Below are 15,756 nucleotides of genomic sequence, written 5' to 3'. Positions count from 1 at the left end.
GGTTTTTCAGTGCCGCGTGCGGTGTATGCCAGACTGGCCGCAAGCTCTGCGATCATTGGCCTGCGCAAACGCCCAAACCTCGCTCCAACCTTCCACGCACCATGCTCAACAACCTCACCCAGCGCCTGTCCCGCGTGGTCAAGACCCTCAAGGGTGAAGCACGCATCACCGAAGCGAATATTCAGGAGATGTTGCGCGAGGTACGCCTCGCGCTTCTCGAAGCCGACGTGGCGCTGCCCGTCGTACGCGAATTCACCGCCCGCGTCAAAGAAAAGGCGCTTGGCCAGGAAGTGGTGGGTTCGCTCACCCCCGGTCAGGCGCTGGTCGGCGTGGTGCAGCGCGAGCTTGCCGATCTGATGGGCGGCGACGCCGTGCCGATCAACCTCGCCACCCAGCCGCCAGCCATCGTGCTCATGGCCGGTCTGCAGGGCGCGGGCAAAACCACCACCACCGCCAAGCTGGCGCGGCTGCTGACCGAGCGGCAGAAGAAAAAAGTGCTCACCGTGTCGTGCGACGTCTATCGGCCGGCGGCCATTGCGCAGTTGCAGACCGTGACTGCGCAGGCCGGGGCGGAATTCTTTCCCTCCTCGCCCGACGACAAACCGCTGGACATCGCCCGCCGCGCCGTCGAATTCGCCCGCAGTCACCACTTCGACGTGCTGCTCGTCGACACCGCCGGACGACTGTCGGTGGACGAAGCCATGATGCGCGAAATCAAAGCGCTGCACGCCGCGCTCAAGCCCATCGAAACCCTGTTCGTGGTGGACGCCATGCAGGGTCAGGACGCAGTGAACACCGCGCGCGCCTTCCACGACACCCTTCCGCTGACCGGCATTGTGCTCACCAAACTCGACGGCGACGCCCGCGGCGGCGCGGCGCTGTCGGTGCGGCAGGTCACGGGCGCGCCGATCAAGTTCGCTGGGGTGTCGGAAAAGATCGACGGCCTGGAGCCCTTCGACCCGCGCCGCATGGCCGACCGGATTCTGGGCATGGGCGACATCCTCGCCCTGGTGGAGCAGGCGCAGCGTCAGGTCGATGTCGATGCTGCGCAGCAACTGGCCGCCAAGGTCAAGTCGGGCGCCCAGTTCGATCTCAACGACTTTCTGATGCAGTTGCAGCAGATGAACAAAATGGGCGGCCTGCAGGGCATGCTCGACAAACTGCCGGCCGAGATGCAGGCTAAGGCCGGTCAGGCCGATATGTCCCGCGCCGAGCGCGACATGCGCCGCATGCAGGGCATCATCCACAGCATGACCCCGCAGGAGCGCCACAAGCCCGACGTCATCAAGGCGACGCGCAAACGCCGCATCGCCGCAGGCGCCGGGGTGCAGGTGCAGGAAGTCAACCGCCTGCTCAAGCAATACGAGCAGATGCGCGACATGATGAAAAAAATGAAGGGCGGCAAGATGTTCAAAATGATGCAGCGCATGGGCGGCATGATGCCTCGCTGAGTGCTCGGCGGGACGGGCGACTTCAGCCGGAGCCGCCCGCCACCAGCCAGCGCTGGCGCGCGGCGAGCACCGCGTCGGGATAAGCCGCTTTGCCGCGCGAGCCGTTGTAGCGGCCCAAGGCGTAGAACAAGCTGCCGTTTTCGATGTTGAGGTAGTGCCGCAAAATCACGCAGCCGTAACGCAGATTTACCTGCATGTGAAACAGCCCCGTAATGTCGCCATTGCCGATCTGCTGGGTCCAGAACGGCATGACCTGCATATAGCCCATCGCCCCGGCCGATGAAATGGCATACTTCTTGAAGCCACTTTCCACCTGAATCAAGCCCAGGATCAGCGCGGGCTCCAGCCCGGCGCGGTGCGCTTCGTACCAGACGGTTTGCAGAAAATCGCGCCGCACCGAAAAACCCGGAATGCGGGTTTGCAGCCGCGCCGACTCGGTCGCCAGCCACACCCAGTATTGGGCGAAATGATTGGCGTCGCGAAAATGCGGCTGCGGCGGCGGAGCCTCGGCAATCTGCGCGGCAAGCGCGGTGCGCACCGCGTCGCTGAGTTGCTCTTCCTTTTGCGCGCCAGCCCAGGCAGGCGCAGTGGGCAAGCTCCAGCCCGCGCCGATCGCAGCGCCCGCTCCCGCCGCCTGCAACAGCCACCGACGGCGAGACAGGTCAGGCATGCAACAGCCCTCGGACGGAATCAGCGCTGCAACCGGGCCTGCAACTGCGCGCAGGCGTCAGCCAGCGGCAACACCGTCGGCGCACTCTCTCGGCGGTGCTGATACTCCACCGTGCCCGCAGCAAGACCGCGGTCGGAAATCACCATGCGGTGCGGCACGCCTATCAGTTCCCAGTCGCCCAGCATCACGCCCGGACGCTCGCCGCGGTCGTCCAGCGCCACATCCACGCCTGCGGCGATGAGTTCGGCGTAGAGCGCGTCCGCCGCCTGGCGCACGGCTTCGCTGCGGTCATAACCGATGGGGCAGATCACGGCAGTGAACGGGGCGATCGCATCCGGCCAGATCATGCCCTTGGCGTCATGGTTCTGTTCGATGCAGGCCCCGAGGATGCGGGTGATGCCGATGCCGTAGCAGCCCATTTCCAGCGTTTGCGATTTGCCCTTGTCGTCGAGGAATGTCGCGCCCATCGCGGCCGAATATTTGGTGCCCAGATAGAACACATGCCCCACCTCGATGCCGCGGCAGATCGACAACACGCCTTTGCCGTCCGGGCTGGGATCGCCCGCCTGCACATTGCGGATGTCGGCCACTTCGGGCTCAGGCAGATCGCGCCCCCAGTTGACGCCGGTGTAGTGGAAATCCACCGCATTGGCGCCGACGACGAAGTCGCTCATATTCGCCACGGTGCGATCGGCAATCACGCGCACGGGGTGCACGGTACCGATCGGCCCAAGGTAGCCCGGCGGCGTGCCAAACGTGGCCACAATCTCGGCCTCGGTCGCCATGCGGGTGCTGGCCAGACCGGCGAGCTTGCTCACCTTGACCTCGTTAACCGCATGATCGCCGCGCACCAGCAGCAGCACGATGGTTGCGGCCTGTCCGGGCTTGTCGCCATCCACTGCGAGCACGACCGACTTGAGGGTCTGCTGCAAGGGAATGCCCAGCAGCGAGGCGACGTCTTCGCATTTGGCCGCGCCCGGCGTGGGCGTCTTTTGCAGCGTCTGCGTCGGCTCGGCGCGCGCGGCGATCAACGGCAGAGCTTCGGCCTTCTCGATGTTCGCGGCAAAGTCGGAACCCTCGCAGTAAGCAATGGCATCTTCGCCGGTGTCGGCAATGACGTGAAACTCGTGGCTGAGCGAGCCGCCGATGGCCCCCGAATCCGCCGCCACGGCGCGGAACTCGAAGCCGAAACGCTGGAAAATGCGCACATAGGCGTCGAACATGACGCGGTAGCTGATCTGCGCCGCCTCGAAATCGCGATCGAAGGAATACGCATCCTTCATCGTGAATTCACGCGCGCGCATCACACCGAATCGCGGACGACGTTCATCGCGAAACTTGGTCTGGATGTGATAGAAATTGAGCGGCAGTTGACGCCAGCTCCGCACCTCGCTGCGCACCAGATCGGTCACGACTTCCTCGGAAGTGGGCTGGATCACAAAATCGCGGTCATGGCGGTCTTTGATGCGCAACAGTTCGGGACCGAATTGATCCAGCCGCCCCGTCTCCTGCCAAAGCTCGGCCGGCTGCACCACGGGCATGAGCAACTCGATGGCGCCCGCGCGATTCATTTCCTCGCGCACGATGGCCTCCACCTTGCGGATGCTGCGCAAGCCCAGCGGCAGATAGCTGTAGAGCCCCGCTGCATGTTTTTTGATCATGCCCGCGCGCAACATCAGCGCCTGGCTGCGAACGTCGGCATCCGCCGGATCGTCCTTCTGAGTGGATATGAAAAAGCGGGAAATTTTCATGCGTAGCGGCGCGTGGCCGGCATTTGAGGAAAAATAAATTCAAAGATCAGCGTGATCGTCGGGGTCTTAGCCGTGTTGGGCGTTTGCAGGCTCTGCCGCACTCTGGAAACACCCTCTCTCGGCGGCCGCGCTGCCTATAATCAAACGGAGAATTCTAAAAGATCGAGGATCAGGCGATGTTGGATCGCGAAGGCTACCGTCCCAACGTGGGCATCATCCTGCTCAACGCCAGAAATCAGGTGTTCTGGGGCAAGCGCGTGCGAGCGCATTCGTGGCAGTTTCCGCAGGGCGGTATCAACCCGGGCGAAACGCCTGAGCAGGCCATGTACCGCGAGTTGCACGAAGAGGTCGGCCTTAACCCCTGTCATGTCCGCATCATTGCCCGCACCCGCCAATGGCTGCGGTATGACGTGCCCAGCCATTTCGTGCGCCGCGACAGTCGGGGTATCTACAAAGGCCAGAAGCAGATCTGGTATTTGCTGCGCCTGACCGGGCGCGATTGCGATGTTTGTCTGCGCGCCACCGAGCACCCTGAGTTCGACGCCTGGCGCTGGAACGAATACTGGATACCGCTCGACAGTGTGATCGAGTTCAAGCGCGACGTCTATCAAATGGCGCTGACTGAGCTGGCGCGTTTTCTGCCCCGAACCGAACCGCGCACGCGTTTCCTGCGCGCCAATCTGCGGCACCGCCATGAGGGCGCCGCCGCTGCAGACGAGGCCGTCACGACGGATGCTTCGGCTTCTCCTTTCACCACACCGGATCCAGCATGACCTTTTCTGCTTCAGCACGCCTGCGCGCGACGCTGCTGGCTGGCCTTTTGCTCGGCTTGGGCTCCAGCCCTTTGACTCACGCCCAGTCTACAGACGAAAGCGGCTTGTTCGGCGCCAAGCAGAGCACTGCCGAAGCGCCTGTCACTTTTCCTCGCGCCCCGGCGGATCTGTTGCATGTGCACATCACCGCGAGCGGCGCGCTGCAGTTTTATGTCGATCGGGGCTCGATCTCGGTCGAACCCGGCCAGACGGTGCGCTACACCTTGGTGGGAAAAACGCCCGACGGACCGAGCAATATCACCTATGAAGGAATCAACTGCGCCACGCGACAGTGGACGCTCTATGGTCTGTGGAACGACGCCAGCCAGAAATGGGTGGCCGCAAGCGGGGGTGACTGGCAGCGCATTCCCGAAAACGGTGCAACGCGGGTGCACGCCACGCTTTACAGCGACGATTTTTGTCACAACCGGGCTGTTCGCGGCACGCCTGCTGACTTGGCTCGTCGCATCGAGATGGGCTTGCATGCGCCCTCGGACAATTCTCTGATGACGAATGAGCGCTGAAGCATCTCTACCGCTGCGTCCTACAGGAAAACCATATTGTCCCGGTGAATCAGCTCGGGCTCCTCGCTGAAACCAAGTATGGCCTCGATGTCGGCAGACGGGTGGCGCATGATGCGCCGGGCCTGTGAAGCCGCGTAATTACTCAGGCCCCGCGCCACTTCCGCTCCGCTTGCATCGCGCACGGCGATGACGTCACCTCGATCGAAGTCGCCCTGTACCTCCACCACGCCAACCGGCAGCAAGCTGGCCCCTTGTGCACGCAAACGCCGGGCTGCGCCTTCGTCCACCCTAACCCAGCCGCGCAGTTGCAAATGATCGGCCATCCACTGTTTGCGTGCGGCTAGCTTGGCGTGACCAGCCAGTAGCTGAGTGCCAACGATCTCGCCCCGCGCCAACCGGAGCAGCACATCGGGCTCGCGTCCGCTGGCAATCACGGTATGCGCGCCACTGCGCGCCGCACGCCGCGCTGCCGTGACCTTGGTCGCCATGCCGCCGGTGCCGATTCCCGTTCCAGCACCGCCGGCCATGGCCTGCAGCGTGGCGTCCTCGGCGTCGGCTTGGGCGATCAGCGTGGCATCGGCATGTTTGCGCGGGTCCGCGCTGTACAGGCCCGATTGGTCGGTGAGGATGATCAGCACATCGCCTTCCACCAGATTGGTGACCAGCGCACCCAAGGTGTCGTTGTCACCAAACTTGATCTCGTCGGTGACCACGGTGTCGTTTTCGTTGATGACCGGCACGACACCCTGCTCCAACAAGGTCAACAAGGTCGTGCGGGCGTTGAGATAGCGCTGGCGATCCGCCAGGTCGGCATGGGTCAACAACACCTGCGCGGCGACCATGCCGCGCTCCCGGAAGGCCGTTTCGTAAGCTTGCGCCAAGCCCATCTGGCCGACGGCTGCAGCCGCCTGCAACTGGTGCATCTCGCGCGGACGTTGCGACCAGCCCAAGCGACGCATTCCTTCGGCGATGGCGCCGCTGGAGACCAGAATGACGTCCTTGCCTGCCGAGCGCAGGCCGGCGATCTGCCCCGCCCAGCGTGACACAGCATCGAGATCGACGCCACGCCCTTCATTGGTCACCAGACTGGAACCGGCCTTGATGATGATGCGCCGCGCCGATTGCACGACAGAGCTGGAAGGCTGCATTTCAGGGGCTGACATCGTCACGGAAATCGTCACGGAAGCGGGGATCGAGTTCGACGGTTTCTACCGGTTTGCTTTGGCCGATATGTTCGGCAATCGCGTGCAGCAGTGGGTCAAGGCCCTCGCGTGCCAGTGCCGAGATCGGGAACACCGGGCCTTTGTAACGCAGACGGCGAAGCAGGTTTTTCACCGCCGCCTCGCGCTCGTCTTCGGGCAGCAGATCGAGTTTGTTGAGTACCAGCCAACGGGGCTTGGCGGCTAGGTCGGCGTCGTATTTTTTCAGCTCGGCCACGATGGCGCGAACATCCCTGACGGGATCTGCGCCCTCTTCAATCGGCGCCATATCCACGATGTGCAGCAGCAGTTTGGTGCGCTGCAAATGCCGCAGAAACTGATGGCCCAGCCCCTGGCCTTCCGCCGCGCCCTCGATCAGCCCGGGAATGTCGGCAATGACGAAGCTCCGGCCAGGCCCCAGACGCACCACGCCGAGATTGGGATACAGCGTGGTGAACGGATAGTCGGCAATCTTGGGACGGGCATTGGACACGGCGGAAATCAAGGTGCTCTTTCCCGCGTTGGGCATGCCCAGCAGCCCCACATCGGCCAGCACCTTGAGTTCGAGACGCAGCTTGCGATGCTCGCCCTCTTGTCCCTTGGTCGATTCGCGCGGTGCGCGATTCACGCTGGATTTGAAGTGCAGATTGCCCAAGCCGCCTTGCCCGCCGCGGGCGATGATGATCTCCTGGCCGTCCTGCACCAGATCGGCGATGAGCTCATCCGTTTCGGCATCAAAGATCAGCGTGCCAACCGGCATGCGCAGCACCTTGTCGTCGCCACCGGCGCCGTACTGATCCGCGCCGCGCCCGTGCTCGCCGTTGCGTCCGCGATGCAGCTTGGAAAACCGAAAGTCCACCAGCGTGTTCAGATTGACATCTGCGCGCGCGATGACATGTCCTCCGCGCCCGCCGTCACCGCCATTCGGCCCACCAAAGGGAATGAATTTCTCACGGCGAAACGACACGCAGCCGTTGCCGCCGTTTCCGGCGTGCGCCTCGATCACGACTTCATCGACAAATTTCACGGTGGGCTCGCTTCGCTGAAAAAACAGAAAACCCCGGCTGGCGAACCCGGCACACACGCTGTGTGCCTTGTGTCACCACGCCGGGGCGTTGATGGGGCATTGCCCCAACCCGGCCTAACAGCGGCCGAGTCTCACACGTCAGTTGGCTACAACCGTCACGGTCTGCCGATTGAACGCGCTCTTCACTTCAAATTCAACGCGGCCATCGACCAGCGCAAACAAGGTGTGGTCTTTGCCGATGCCGACATTGTGTCCGGGGTGGAACTTGGTGCCACGCTGACGCACGATGATGCCGCCAGCCGAGATGCCCTGGCCGCCATACACCTTCACGCCAAGTCGTTTGGCTTCTGAGTCGCGCCCGTTGCGGGTTGAGCCGCCGCCTTTTTTCTGTGCCATGTCTGAATCTCCTTAGGCCGAGATCGTTTCAATCTGAAGCTCGGTGTAATTCTGCCGATGCCCCTGATGCTTCTGATAGTGCTTGCGGCGACGCATCTTGAAAATGCGCACCTTGTCGTGCCGCCCGTGCGACAGCACCTTGGCCGTCACCTTTGCACCGTCGACCAGGGGAGTGCCGAACTTGGCGTCTTCACCGTTGACCACGGCGAGCACCTCTTCCAACACAATATCCTGACCTACGTCTGCCGGCATCTGTTCTACCTTGATTTTTTCGCCAGCTGCAACACGGTACTGCTTGCCGCCGGTTTTTATGACCGCATACATAAGTTCACCTCTTGGAAATCGTGCAAACGGCCTCTTTTATCGACCCCGCACGGACAACCAGACCCCCGCAAGCCGCCTCAGAAAATAGGAGGCTCGCCGGTTCGCCCGGAAAAAGCTTGCAATTCTAGCACGGCTCAAGTCTTTCACCAGTTATGCTCAGACATCGTCGTCCACGCACTATGTCCTCAGGTTCGACCTCCCTCCCTGCCACCGCACCTTCTTAGAATGGCGGCCTGTAGGAGGGTGTTCATGAACCTCTCCTTAAAGCTCAAATATTGTCAACCCGCATCTGATTCGCAACCGACTCTTCCATGTCGCCTTCATCAACACAAACGCCAGACATGGCGCAAGCACCGACGATTCATTCCGTCTTTGCGCCGATCACCGAAGACATGGAGAGCGTCGACCGGGCCATTCACACCCACCTGGCCTCCGAAGTCGCGCTGATCAACACCATCGGCGGCTACATCGTTGCGGGCGGAGGCAAGCGACTGCGTCCCGCCTTGCTGCTGCTCGTCTCCCAGGCACTGGGGTTTCGCGGGCCGCAACAGCACATCATGGCCGCTGTGGTGGAACTGATCCATACCGCCACCCTCCTTCATGACGACGTGGTGGACGAGTCATCCATGCGACGCGGGCGCGAAACCTCCAACGCCCTCTTCGGCAACTCGGCCAGCGTGCTGGTCGGCGATTTTCTGTACTCACGGGCATTTCAGATGATGGTGTCCGTGGGGAGCATGCGCATCCTCGACATCTTGGCCCACGCCACCAATGTCATCGCCGAAGGCGAAGTGTTGCAATTGCTCAACATGCACGACCCGGAAGTCGATGAGCAACGGTATCTCCAAGTCATCCGCTTCAAAACCGCGAAACTTTTCGAGGCCGCAGCCCGAATCGGCGCCGTACTCGCCGATGCCGATGCGAACACGCAGGAAGAGATGGCCCTGGCGGGACGCAGCTTCGGCACCGCATTCCAGTTGATTGACGACCTGCTCGATTACAGCGGCAACTCCGCAGAACTGGGCAAGAACATTGGCGACGACCTGCGCGAAGGCAAACCCACCCTGCCGCTGATCATCGCCATGCGACAAGGCACTGCCGCGCAGCGCACTCTGATCGAAAATGCCATCCGCCAAGGCGACACCAGCGCACTCGACGACGTGATGGACATCGTGCACGCTTGCGGCGCCATGCAGGCCGTGCGCAAGGCCGCGCAGGGCGAGATCCGCGTTGCCGAGTGCGCGCTTTCCCCCCTGGCACCTAGCCCTGCCCGGCAGGCTCTGCTAGACTTATGCGCTTACTCTTTAGGACGCACGGTCTGATTTCTCGGACAACAGCACGGGCAACAATGCCTGAGCGGTGAGATGAATCGAAGCGCGCGCACCACTAAAGATCGGGGTGTAGCTTAGCCTGGTAGAGCGCTACGTTCGGGACGTAGAGGCCGGAGGTTCGAATCCTCTCACCCCGACCAGAATTTTCAAGCTAACACGGCCGCCATGATTTCAACATGGCGGCCGTTGTTGTTTTGGAAATCAAGAATTTAGACAGTTCCTGGGCGGGAAGTCGAGGTATCGCACCGAGCGTGTGCAAAATGTGTAAATGTCGTTCCTTTGAGAAAGGGCGACAGTTTGCTCCATTTTTGCGCCAATTCACCTTGCGTCGCGTTTCGTGTGCCTGCGTAGAGTTCACTAAGACTGCGCTGGAGCGCCGAAGAATCGGCGACCTAAAGTCAAGTGGCAGTGACTGCGGGGCGGCCTGTTTCAACGCCGTTGATGCTTACACGGGATTCCATCCATTTCTAAGGACTCAGGAATCCCGTCATATCAGATATCTCCAATCGTTCCGCCTACCGTGTCACCGCCGCACGCCGCCCCGAGCACGACCGCGTACCGCGACACAACATCGCCCGGCTGGCGTAGCCAGGTACGCACCGTGTTGCGCGACAGCCCCGTACTGCGGGCAATCACTCGAGCGGATTTGTTCTGGCGGAAATGCATCCGCTGAATCTTGCCAATCATGTCCATGGTGATCACTCCTGCCCCCATGCCTGGAAAAGCAGCAGGGTAGGTGGAACACCCGGGTCAATTTTGCGTCGGCATAACCTTCAAAGGTGGGTCAATTTTCGTTCGGGACGAACATCATTTCAGCGCCTCACTTGCCCGGCGCTGCCGCGTTTTCATCGCACGGTGGATTTCGCACGATTCCACCCTTTTCGCCATGCGCCGGGTGGCCGCACTGCAATCTCTGCAAAAATCTTCCCGTTGGCCACCCGTCGTGGCTGACTCACGCTCCATTTCCCCTCGCCTCTTATGCCCCGCCGCATTCTCTATCTCTCTGGCACCCGTGCCGACTTCGGGCTGATGCGCCAGACCTTGCACGCGGCTGCGGTGCATCCGGGGCTGGAGGTGGCGGTGGCGGTCACGGGCATGCACCTGCACCCCGACTACGGCCACACGGTGGACGACATCGCAGACGCTCGCCGGGTTGGCGCCGGTGCTGCAGGCCGAGCAGCCCGACGCACTGCTGCTGCTGGGCGACCGGGGCGAGATGCTCGCGGGGGCGATTGCCTCGCTGCATCTGGGCGTGCCGTCCATTCACCTGCACGGCGGCGAGCGCTCGGGTACGGTGGACGAACCGGTGCGCCATGCCATCAGCAAGGTGGCAGCGCTGCATTTCTGCGCCACGGTGCAGTCGCGCGAGCGCCTCATCGCGATGGGCGAAAACCCGCAGCGCGTGCATGTGGTGGGCGCGCCGGGGCTGGATGATCTGTCGGATGCGCGGCAGCTTCCGCGCGAGGCCGCGCTGCGGGCCTTGCAGGCGGCACTGGAGCGGCAGACTCCCCACCCCAACCCTCCCCACGCGTGGGGAGGGGGCACTGATGTTGCAGTGAGAGGGTTTGCTCCTCCCCCACTTGTGGGGGAGGCCGGGAGGGGCATCCGGAGGGAACGCGAAGCGCTGTTCTCACCTCCCCCACTTGTGGGAGAGGCCGGGAGGGGGAGCCTGGCCGAGCGTCCTTACGCCCTCGTACTTTTCCACCCCGTAGTGCAAGAGGCGGACGACGCCGCCGCGCAGACCCAGGCTCTGCTTGACGGTCTTCGGGCCGCGGGTGCCGGGTCGGCCTTCAGCGTGGTGTGGCTGGCGCCCAATGCCGACGCGGGTTCGGGCCACATCGAAGCCTTGCTGCGAGCGCAGCAGTGGCCGGGGTTTCACCGCATCACCCATCTGCCGCGCGCCGACTATCTGGTCGCGCTGCGCCACGCCGCGGTGCTGGCGGGCAATTCGTCGTCGGGCATCATCGAGGCGGCCAGTCTGGGCACGCGGGTGGTCAACGTCGGCAGCCGCCAGAACCTGCGCGAGCGCAACGCCAACACGGTGGACGTGCCGCCGCAGGCCAGCGCCATCGAGGCCGCCGTTCGGCAGGCGCTGGCGCTCGGGCCTTGGCCGCATCCGCAAGACAATGTCTATGGTGACGGCCGGAGTGCCGCGCGCATCGTGCATCTGCTGGCCACCCTGCCGCTGTCTGGCGATCTGCTGCACAAGGTCAGTCGTTATTGAAACCCCTATGTCCCCATCCTCCGACAAACCTGTGTTGATCGTGTTTGGCGCCGGCGGCCACGGCCGCGTGGCGGCTGACGCGGCGTTGTTGAGCGGCGCCTTTGCACGCGTGGTCGCCTCAGACCGCAACCCGGCCACCTGGGGCAGCGAACTGCTGCCCGGCGTGCCGGTGCTCTCGATCGACGAGGCCAGCGCCTTGCCCGGCCCGCGCGCGGTGCATGTGGCCATCGGCCACAACGCGATACGGCGCGACGAGGCGGCGCGGCTGGCGTCCATCGGGCCGCTGGCCACCATCGTGCACCCCAGCGCCAGCGTGGCGGCCTCGGCGCGCGTGCAGCCGGGCTGCCTGATCACGGCGCAGTGCGTCGTCGCGCCCATGGCCGAGCTGGGCATGGGCGTCATCGTCAATCACGGCGCGGTGGTCGATCACGACTGCCGCATTGCCGCCTGGGCACATGTGGCCCCCGGCGTGCGCCTCGGCGGCGCGGTGCAGGTGGGCGAAGCCGCCCTGGTGGGCGCGGGCAGCACGGTGCTGCGCAATCTGCGCGTGGGCGCGGGCGCTACGCTGGGCGCGGGCGCGGTGCTGCTGCAAGACCTGCCCGACGGCGAGGCCTGGGCCGGTGTGCCGGCACGCCCCCTTCAAGGAGTTTCGGCATGAATCTCAACACTTTCAACGCCCTTTGTCTGCCCCCCGGCGTCACCTTGCACGAGGCGCTGGCGCGGCTCGATGCCACGGCGCAGGGCATTCTGCTCGTGACCGACGCGCAGGGGCGTCTGCTGCGCACCGTGACTGACGGCGATCTGCGCCGCGCCGCGCTGGCCGGGGTGAGCAACGGGACGCCCTTGTCCGCCCTGCCTGCGCGCCCGCCGCACACGGTCGGCCTGCAGGCCAGCCAGCGCGACGGCGCGCGGTCGATCTGGTGACGCGGCGCGAGCTGTCGCAGCGCGTCTATCTGTCGTCGCCGCATCTGGGCGAAGACGAAGTGGCGCTGGTGCAGGAGGCTTTCACCAGCAACTGGATTGCGCCGCTCGGCCCGCATGTCGATGCCTTCGAGCGCGAGCTGGCGGCTCGCGTGGGCGTGCAGCACGCCGCGGCCACGAGTTCGGGCACGGCGGCGCTGCATCTGGGCCTGCGCCTGCTGGGCGTGGGGCCTGGCGATGTGGTGCTGTGCTCCAGCCTGACCTTCGTGGCCAGCGCCAACCCCATCAAACAACTCGGCGCCACCCCAGTGTTCATCGATTCCGAGCCAAAGGGCTGGAATATGTCGCCACAAGCCCTGGCTGCGGCATTGCGTGGTCGTCAACCTTTACGGCCAGAGCGCCGAGATGGACGAGATCGTCCCCTTGCTCGAACGCTATGGCGTGCCCATGCTCGAAGACGCGGCCGAATCGCTCGGCGCGACCTACCGCGACCGCCCCAGCGGCAGCTTCGGCAAGCTGGCGGTGTTTTCGTTCAACGGCAACAAAATCATCACCACCTCAGGCGGCGGCATGCTGGTGAGCAACGACGCTGCGCTGATCGAACACGCCCGCAATCTCTCCACCCAGGCGCGCGAACCGGCGCGGCATTACGAGCACATTGAAGACGGCTACAACTACCGCCTGAGCAATGTGCTGGCGGGCATCGGCCGCGGTCAGTTGCGGGTGCTTGAGCAAAGGGTGCAGAGCCGCCGCGAAGTGTTCGCGCAGTATCGCGACGCGCTCTCTGGCGTGCCCGGTCTGCGCTGGATGGCCGAGCCCGAGGGCCACCAGTCCACCCGCTGGCTGTCGGCCTTCGTGCTGGAGGACGGAGATGGAGAGAGCCCCCAGGCCCGCCGCGATGCGCTGCTCGACTTTCTCGAGCGCCACAACGTCGAAGCCCGGCCAGTGTGGAAGCCCATGCATCTGCAACCCCTGTACGCAGGCTGCCGCTACTTCGCGCATGAGCCCCATCAGGATGTGAGCCGCGCGCTGTTCGAAGGCGGCGTCTGCCTGCCTTCGGGTTCGAACATGAGCGCCGCGCAGCGCGCCCGGGTGTGCGAACTGGTGGCGCGCGGCCTGGAGCTGAGCTGGCGGAGCGCCGCATGAGGTTTTCGACCCGAGCGATCTGGCGCCCCGCGGCGGCCGACGCCCTGCTCGTCGCCTTCACCTGGCTGCTCGCCTTCCTGTTTCGCTTCAGCCTGCTGCGCAATGACGCGCCGTCCAACCTGGCGCAGATTCTGTGGATCAGCACGCCGCTGGCCGCCGTGGTGTGGGTGGCAGCGCTGGCGGGGCTGGGCGTTTACCGCACGCCGTGGCGGCACACCAGCGTGCCCGAGTTCAAGCGGCTGGCCTCGGCCATGATCGTGGCGGCGCTGGCGCTGGCGGCTGTGCTGCTGCTCTTGCGACTGCCCAATTTCCCGCGCTCCATCGTGCTGCTGCATCCGCTGTTCGCGGGCGCCGCGCTGCTTGGCCTGCGGCTGGGCGCGCGCATTCTGGCCGAAGGACGGCTGACCCGCTCGACCGCGCAAGGCAAGCCGCTGCTGGTGCTGGGCACGCTCGACGACGCCGCGCGCGCGCTGCAAAGCCTGCGATCGAGCAAAGGCTGGCAGGTGGCCGCCCTCATCAGCCCGAATCGCGGCGAAGTGGGCCGCAGCGTGCAGGGCGTGCGGGTGGCCGGCAGCGTGGACGATCTGGCCCGTGTGGCCCAGGCGCAGGGCGCCAGCCACGCGCTGATCGCCAGCGAGCCCGGCAGCCCAGCCCGCCGCGAGCTGCTGCTGCAAGCCAGCGATGCGCACCTCGCCCTGCTCACCCTGCCGCGCGCCGACGACTGGCTGCAAAGCGGCAGCAGCGCAGGCGGTGGTCAGGCGCCGCGCCAGGTCGAGCTGGCCGACCTGCTCGGGCGCGCCGCGGTGCAGCTCGACGTGCGCGGCCTCTCCAGCCTGCTCGCCGGGCAGGTGGCGCTGGTCACGGGCGCGGGCGGCAGCATCGGCTCGGAGCTGTGCCGCCAGATTGCGCGCTTCGGCGTGCGGCAACTGGTGTGCATCGACTCGTCTGAAATCGCCATTTATGCGCTGGAGCAGGAGTTCAAGGCACGCTTTCCCGAGCTGGCCGTGCGCTATTACACCGCCAATGTGCGCGAACCCGAACGGCTGTTCGACCTGTTCAAGCGGCACCGCCCCGCCGTGGTGCTGCACGCCGCGGCCTACAAGCATGTGCCGCTGATGGAAGACGACAACGCCATCGAGGCGCTGCGCACCAATGTGCTGGGCACGCTGGGCGCGGCACGCGCGGCCACGGCCAGCGGCGCGCAACGCTTCGTGCTCATCTCCACCGACAAGGCGGTGAACCCGACCAATGTGATGGGCGCGAGCAAGCGGCTGGCCGAGCTGGCGCTGCAGGCGCACGCCGCGCAGCACCCCGAAACGCATTGCTGCGCGGTGCGCTTCGGCAATGTGCTGGGATCGAGCGGCAGCGTGGTGCCGCGCTTTGCGGCGCAGATCGCCGCCGGCGGGCCTGTCACCGTGACCCATCCGGAGATCGTGCGCTACTTCATGACCATTCCCGAAGCCGCGCAGCTCGTGCTGCAGGCGGGGCTGATGGGGGAAAGCGGCAACATCTTCGTGCTCGACATGGGCGAGCCGGTGAAGATCGTCGATCTGGCACGGCTGATGATCCGGCTCTCCAACAAGACCGAGGAAGAAATTCCCATTCACTTCACCGGCTTGCGCCCTGGCGAAAAGCTATTTGAGGAATTGCTGGCCGACGACGAAACCACTCTGCCCACGCCCCACCCCAAACTTCGCGTCGCCCGCCAGGCCGAGCTGGATCCGCTCGACCTGCCAGCGTTGCAAGCCTGGATCGCCGCCAGCAGCGCAGACTCACCCGCGCAGATCAAAGCCGCGCTGCACGCGCTGGTGCAGGAGTACACCCCGCAGTAGCCGCACGCTGCGTCGCGAGTACCCCTACAATCGCATTGGTTTTCGCTCGGAGGGTCGCAACGACCCCTCTCATCCGCCGCCTCGCTGCGGTGTGTCGAGCGATGATTCCCCTGCGGTTCTGCAGGGTGGTTTCCCCAGCTGCTTCGCT

15 protein-coding genes, 1 tRNA gene and 1 pseudogene are annotated in these 15,756 nt (G+C 64.6%); 10 read left to right on the top strand and 7 right to left on the bottom strand.

Going from position 1 to position 15,756, the window contains the following annotated elements:
• Nucleotides 1-101: 101 nt before the first annotated feature.
• Nucleotides 102-1,451, top strand: coding sequence for a signal recognition particle protein (ffh, locus tag B7X30_RS05615; protein WP_286729701.1), 1,350 nt, complete (start codon nt 102-104; stop codon nt 1,449-1,451).
• A 22-nt stretch (nt 1,452-1,473) separates the two neighbouring features.
• On the opposite strand, the gene B7X30_RS05610 is transcribed toward ffh, so the two are convergent.
• Both B7X30_RS05610 and B7X30_RS05605 read right to left on the bottom strand, forming a co-directional pair.
• Nucleotides 1,474-2,121, bottom strand: coding sequence for a lytic transglycosylase domain-containing protein (locus B7X30_RS05610; protein WP_286729698.1), 648 nt, complete (start codon nt 2,119-2,121; stop codon nt 1,474-1,476).
• Between the two features lie 20 nt (nt 2,122-2,141).
• On the bottom strand, nt 2,142-3,872 hold the full coding sequence (locus B7X30_RS05605; protein WP_013122271.1) for a proline--tRNA ligase: 1,731 nt from the start codon (nt 3,870-3,872) through the stop codon (nt 2,142-2,144).
• Nucleotides 3,873-4,048: 176 nt separating this feature from the next.
• On the opposite strand from B7X30_RS05605, the gene B7X30_RS05600 reads away from it, so the two are divergent.
• Nucleotides 4,049-4,645, top strand: coding sequence for an RNA pyrophosphohydrolase (locus B7X30_RS05600; RefSeq protein ID WP_286729696.1), 597 nt, complete (start codon nt 4,049-4,051; stop codon nt 4,643-4,645).
• Complete coding sequence (locus B7X30_RS05595) at nt 4,642-5,208, top strand: CNP1-like family protein (RefSeq protein ID WP_286729694.1); 567 nt, start codon at nt 4,642-4,644, stop codon at nt 5,206-5,208. Before B7X30_RS05600 ends, B7X30_RS05595 begins: the two co-directional genes overlap by 4 nt.
• Nucleotides 5,209-5,228: 20 nt before the next feature.
• On the opposite strand, the gene proB is transcribed toward B7X30_RS05595, so the two are convergent.
• From proB to rplU, 4 genes are all read right to left on the bottom strand, one after another.
• Nucleotides 5,229-6,356, bottom strand: coding sequence for a glutamate 5-kinase (proB, locus tag B7X30_RS05590; protein ID WP_286729769.1), 1,128 nt, complete (start codon nt 6,354-6,356; stop codon nt 5,229-5,231).
• A gap of 1 nt (nt 6,357) precedes the next feature.
• Nucleotides 6,358-7,434: an Obg family GTPase CgtA gene (cgtA, locus tag B7X30_RS05585; protein WP_286729691.1), complete on the bottom strand. Its 1,077-nt coding sequence runs from the start codon at nt 7,432-7,434 to the stop codon at nt 6,358-6,360.
• Nucleotides 7,435-7,572: 138 nt separating this feature from the next.
• Nucleotides 7,573-7,830, bottom strand: coding sequence for a 50S ribosomal protein L27 (gene rpmA / locus B7X30_RS05580; RefSeq protein WP_013104731.1), 258 nt, complete (start codon nt 7,828-7,830; stop codon nt 7,573-7,575).
• A gap of 12 nt (nt 7,831-7,842) precedes the next feature.
• A complete protein-coding gene (rplU, locus tag B7X30_RS05575) occupies nt 7,843-8,154 on the bottom strand; it encodes a 50S ribosomal protein L21 (protein WP_013104730.1) in 312 nt (103 codons plus the stop codon).
• Nucleotides 8,155-8,465: 311 nt separating this feature from the next.
• Here rplU and B7X30_RS05570 point away from each other — a divergent pair, with 311 nt between their 5' ends.
• Nucleotides 8,466-9,476, top strand: coding sequence for a polyprenyl synthetase family protein (locus B7X30_RS05570; protein WP_286729686.1), 1,011 nt, complete (start codon nt 8,466-8,468; stop codon nt 9,474-9,476).
• Nucleotides 9,477-9,548: 72 nt separating this feature from the next.
• Nucleotides 9,549-9,625, top strand: a tRNA-Pro gene (locus B7X30_RS05565).
• Between the two features lie 352 nt (nt 9,626-9,977).
• On the opposite strand, the gene B7X30_RS05560 is transcribed toward B7X30_RS05565, so the two are convergent.
• Nucleotides 9,978-10,178 (bottom strand): hypothetical protein, encoded by a 201-nt coding sequence (locus B7X30_RS05560; protein WP_013122258.1) that lies wholly within the window; start codon nt 10,176-10,178, stop codon nt 9,978-9,980.
• A 469-nt stretch (nt 10,179-10,647) separates the two neighbouring features.
• On the opposite strand from B7X30_RS05560, the gene B7X30_RS05555 reads away from it, so the two are divergent.
• The 5 genes and pseudogenes from B7X30_RS05555 (at nt 10,648) to B7X30_RS05535 (ending at nt 15,608) form a co-directional block, all read left to right on the top strand.
• A complete protein-coding gene (locus B7X30_RS05555) occupies nt 10,648-11,709 on the top strand; it encodes a UDP-N-acetylglucosamine 2-epimerase (RefSeq protein ID WP_286729768.1) in 1,062 nt (353 codons plus the stop codon).
• Nucleotides 11,710-11,716: 7 nt separating this feature from the next.
• Nucleotides 11,717-12,367, top strand: a complete 651-nt coding sequence (locus tag B7X30_RS05550) for an acetyltransferase (protein ID WP_013122256.1) — start codon at nt 11,717-11,719, stop codon at nt 12,365-12,367.
• A complete protein-coding gene (locus tag B7X30_RS05545; RefSeq protein ID WP_286729682.1) occupies nt 12,364-12,633 on the top strand; it encodes a CBS domain-containing protein in 270 nt (89 codons plus the stop codon). Before B7X30_RS05550 ends, B7X30_RS05545 begins: the two co-directional genes overlap by 4 nt.
• Nucleotides 12,630-13,776 (top strand): annotated as a pseudogene (locus B7X30_RS05540) (DegT/DnrJ/EryC1/StrS family aminotransferase). The gene B7X30_RS05545 and the pseudogene B7X30_RS05540 overlap by 4 nt, the downstream one beginning before the upstream one ends.
• On the top strand, nt 13,773-15,608 hold the full coding sequence (locus tag B7X30_RS05535) for a polysaccharide biosynthesis protein (protein WP_286729681.1): 1,836 nt from the start codon (nt 13,773-13,775) through the stop codon (nt 15,606-15,608). The pseudogene B7X30_RS05540 and the gene B7X30_RS05535 overlap by 4 nt, the downstream one beginning before the upstream one ends.
• The last annotated feature ends 148 nt before the right edge of the window (nt 15,609-15,756 follow it).

The sequence above is a fragment of the Thiomonas sp. 13-64-67 genome (assembly GCF_002282795.1).
Classification (GTDB): domain Bacteria; phylum Pseudomonadota; class Gammaproteobacteria; order Burkholderiales; family Burkholderiaceae_C; genus Thiomonas; species Thiomonas arsenitoxydans.
The sequence above is the reverse complement of the archived record's forward strand: the minus strand, read 5'-3'. Positions and strand labels throughout refer to the sequence as shown.

What these genes read in the sequence shown, in the direction of transcription:
- B7X30_RS05560 (WP_013122258.1), bottom strand. Translation starts at nt 10,178, where the DNA reads ATGGACATGATTGGCAAGATTCAGCGGATGCATTTCCGCCAGAACAAA.
- B7X30_RS05605 (WP_013122271.1), bottom strand. Translation starts at nt 3,872, where the DNA reads ATGAAAATTTCCCGCTTTTTCATATCCACTCAGAAGGACGATCCGGCG.
- B7X30_RS05545 (WP_286729682.1), top strand. Translation starts at nt 12,364, where the DNA reads ATGAATCTCAACACTTTCAACGCCCTTTGTCTGCCCCCCGGCGTCACC.
- B7X30_RS05595 (WP_286729694.1), top strand. Translation starts at nt 4,642, where the DNA reads ATGACCTTTTCTGCTTCAGCACGCCTGCGCGCGACGCTGCTGGCTGGC.
- B7X30_RS05570 (WP_286729686.1), top strand. Translation starts at nt 8,466, where the DNA reads ATGTCGCCTTCATCAACACAAACGCCAGACATGGCGCAAGCACCGACG.
- rplU (WP_013104730.1), bottom strand. Translation starts at nt 8,154, where the DNA reads ATGTATGCGGTCATAAAAACCGGCGGCAAGCAGTACCGTGTTGCAGCT.
- B7X30_RS05600 (WP_286729696.1), top strand. Translation starts at nt 4,049, where the DNA reads ATGTTGGATCGCGAAGGCTACCGTCCCAACGTGGGCATCATCCTGCTC.
- B7X30_RS05550 (WP_013122256.1), top strand. Translation starts at nt 11,717, where the DNA reads ATGTCCCCATCCTCCGACAAACCTGTGTTGATCGTGTTTGGCGCCGGC.
- B7X30_RS05535 (WP_286729681.1), top strand. Translation starts at nt 13,773, where the DNA reads ATGAGGTTTTCGACCCGAGCGATCTGGCGCCCCGCGGCGGCCGACGCC.
- proB (WP_286729769.1), bottom strand. Translation starts at nt 6,356, where the DNA reads ATGCAGCCTTCCAGCTCTGTCGTGCAATCGGCGCGGCGCATCATCATC.
- B7X30_RS05610 (WP_286729698.1), bottom strand. Translation starts at nt 2,121, where the DNA reads ATGCCTGACCTGTCTCGCCGTCGGTGGCTGTTGCAGGCGGCGGGAGCG.
- ffh (WP_286729701.1), top strand. Translation starts at nt 102, where the DNA reads ATGCTCAACAACCTCACCCAGCGCCTGTCCCGCGTGGTCAAGACCCTC.
- rpmA (WP_013104731.1), bottom strand. Translation starts at nt 7,830, where the DNA reads ATGGCACAGAAAAAAGGCGGCGGCTCAACCCGCAACGGGCGCGACTCA.